General features: G+C 51.1%; 3 protein-coding genes. 2 read left to right on the forward strand and 1 reads right to left on the reverse strand.

All coding sequences use genetic code 11. From position 1 onward, the window contains the following. On the forward strand, positions 1 to 561 hold a 561-nt coding region (locus NZ772_01030; GenBank protein ID MCS6812150.1), incomplete at its 5' end, for a hypothetical protein. Here NZ772_01030 and NZ772_01035 read toward each other — a convergent pair. Then, positions 558 to 1,190, reverse strand: coding sequence for a PEP-CTERM sorting domain-containing protein (locus NZ772_01035; GenBank protein ID MCS6812151.1), 633 nt, complete (start codon positions 1,188 to 1,190; stop codon positions 558 to 560). The genes NZ772_01030 and NZ772_01035 overlap by 4 nt on opposite strands. Before the next feature lie 599 nt (positions 1,191 to 1,789). Between NZ772_01035 and hemL the strand changes: the two genes are divergently transcribed. After that, positions 1,790 to 3,088: a glutamate-1-semialdehyde 2,1-aminomutase gene (gene hemL, locus NZ772_01040; GenBank protein ID MCS6812152.1), complete on the forward strand. Its 1,299-nt coding sequence runs from the start codon at positions 1,790 to 1,792 to the stop codon at positions 3,086 to 3,088. The last annotated feature ends 87 nt before the right edge of the window (positions 3,089 to 3,175 follow it).

A 3,175-nucleotide genomic window follows, 5' to 3' on the forward strand; every position in this document is an offset into this window, starting at 1 on the left:
CTAATCCTGCTGGCCCTTGCAGGGTTAGGAGCATCGTGGGGCATTCGCTTGCTGCTAGGAGAAATCTTTCCACGGCTTTTGACGATCAGTGTCCCTAACCTGAACTTGACTATAGTAATGGGACTGGTGTCGATCGTCCTTGGGGTTGTGGCCATACCCTTGGGAATTGCTGCCACCCGCTGGGGTAATCACCGCTTGATGCTTGCTAGCATCGTCACCATGATCGCTGACCTGGGGATCACCTTGATGAACCAGCAGCCGATCGTAGTCGGGCTTGAAGTCATCATCCTAGTTGTAGCAACTAGTACAGTCTTGAATGGTGTGATTCCCTTGGCGCTATCTGTTATGCCCCCAGAGCGGGGTGGCTTGGGAATTGGCTGCTATTTTGGCGGCTTCACCGCAGGTATGGCCCTATTCAACACCCTAATCGTCAAATCGGGTGATTTAGCCTTTGATATTGTTGCTCGCCTAGCGATCGTTGCCTTTGCGGTTGCAGGCTTGGGGATATTGTTTGCAGGAGACAATCGCTCCCAGCACCCTACAGCCCAACCGTCAGCCTAGAGCTTTGGATAGCGCTGGCGTTGATAGGCCAGTAATCCTGCCCCTGCTAGCGCTAACCCAGCAACTGTCATTGGCTCTGGAATGGCCGCACCACCTCCGGGCACAGGTTCTCCATCATCTGGTGGATTCAGCAATACTGGCCCTACCCAGTTAGAGTCAAGTGCCTTAACGCCATAAGCATAATCGACACTAGGGCCATAGTCTGAACGAGACCGAGAGGCAATATCAACCCGATGAATGGCAACCAACGGTTTACCATCGTTCCAAATCTCAGCGTATAGATAATTCACGGCACTGCCGTAAACCGGATAGTAGGCTGACGTAACTGGGAATTCGTACTGGTTGATGTAGCCACCGTATAGGTCAGCTAGACTGTAGGTTCTGCCGCGATGGGCTAGAAAAAAATCCACAAACTGCCATTCCCGCTGCCGATAACTAAACGCACTGCTATTGTCCGTAACATCGATTCTGGGATTGTCAAGATCGATCGTTACTCGCCCTTCACTCACAGCCCCATCCTGCCAAGTAACTGTAAACTGATACAGCCCATAGGCTTGAGCAGCATTTGCCCCAAAAGTGGCTATGCCTAAGACCAGGCTGAAAATTGATGCTTTAATGCTTGCAATCATACGTAATACCCTTGCTACATCGTTGGCAACAGCGTTGGCAACACTGCTGTTTGACAATCGGCTTCAACTCTTGGCCACCTACGCCGAGCATCCATATTCACCCAAGATGCTCTAAACATATTGCCAGGCCTGTAGACTCAACCCCGGTAGACTTAGGCAAACAATACTCCAGACAGAATCCATCAACAGTCACAAAACATCTAAATGCTTACCACATCTTTACAAAAAACGGTAGATTCCCTATGGCGCTTCATTGAATTTTCACTAGCTGCACACTCTGTGCTCAGTAATTCTACGAGCAAACCCTCTGAACCAGATATAGCAATACACAATCTTGTTAGGACGTTGTAGTGAGAACTTAAGTCCTTACTATGAGCCATACCAGCAAGCCCCTTGTCTTGATCAACCAGTTTTTGCTATGGCTGCGTTGCTGCTGTCCACACACGACTTTTTCAGCCCAGTAGAATCAAGTTGAGGTTGGGATCAACCTATTTCTGAGCATCTAATCTGCTCATCCCTTGCAGTAAGGGCGTAAAATCTAGTCAGCTTGATTATTAAACAACGAATTCAATACAACATCAGTTTTTAGGAGCATAGCCTTGAACGCAACCCCACTTAAGACCGCTAAATCAGAAGAAATCTTTGCTGCTGCCCAAAAGCTTATGCCAGGAGGCGTGAGTTCGCCTGTGCGGGCATTTAAGTCCGTGGGTGGCAACCCGATCGTGTTCGATCGTGTACAGGGTGCCTACATTTGGGATGTAGACGGTAACCAGTACATTGACTACGTGGGCACGTGGGGGCCTGCCATCTGTGGTCATGCCCATCCTGTGGTGATAGAAGCTCTGCAAGCAGCACTGCACAAGGGCACTAGCTTTGGTGCGCCCTGTGTCTTAGAAAACGTATTAGCCGAGATGGTGATTGACGCGGTGCCCAGTGTAGAAATGGTGCGATTTGTCAACTCTGGTACAGAAGCCTGCATGTCTGTGCTGCGACTCATGCGGGCATTTACAGGCCGGGAAAAACTGATTAAATTTGAGGGCTGCTATCACGGTCACGCAGACATGTTTCTCGTTAAGGCTGGCTCTGGCGTGGCCACATTAGGCTTACCTGACTCCCCCGGTGTGCCTAAGTCTGTAGCTAGTAACACTCTCACTGCACCCTTCAACGACCTAGAGGCTGTCAAAGCCCTGTTTGCCGGAAATCCTGACCAGATTGCTGGTGTGATTCTAGAGCCTGTGGTGGGCAATTCTGGATTCATCCCACCCGATGCGGGTTTTCTGGAAGGGCTACGGGAACTCACTCGTGACCACGGGGCACTCTTGACCTTTGACGAGGTGATGACTGGTTTCCGGATTGCCTACGGTGGCGCTCAGGAAAAGTTTGGGGTAACCCCAGACCTGACAACCCTAGGGAAAGTGATCGGGGGCGGATTACCAGTAGGTGCCTATGGCGGCAGACGCGACATTATGGCGATGGTGGCTCCCGCAGGGCCAATGTATCAAGCAGGTACGTTGTCAGGTAATCCCCTAGCAATGACCGCTGGCATTAAGACTCTGGAGCTATTGCAGAAACCAGGTACCTATGAACATCTCGATCGCATTACCAAGCGCCTTACCGATGGGCTGTTGCAAATCGCCAAGGAAACGGGTCATGCAGCCTGCGGTGGTCAGATTAGTGGCATGTTTGGCTTTTTCTTCACTGAGGGGCCAGTGCGCAACTATGAGGATGCTAAAGCGTCTGATCTGCAAAAGTTTAGCCGCTTCCACCGGGGTATGTTAGAGCAGGGCGTGTATTTAGCTCCCTCACAGTTTGAGGCTGGCTTCACCTCCCTAGCCCATACTGACGAAGACATCGATCGCACTCTAGCGGCTGCCCGCACAGTGATGGCGAGTCTGTAGGCTACCGGCCAGCGGTCAAAATCTGCTCTGCGGTCAAGGTCAAGGGGGGAAACGTAGGGGAGACGATCGTCGCTGTGCCCTCAAATC

Source organism: Cyanobacteriota bacterium (genome assembly GCA_025054735.1).
Lineage (GTDB): Bacteria > Cyanobacteriota > Cyanobacteriia > SKYG9 > SKYG9 > SKYG9.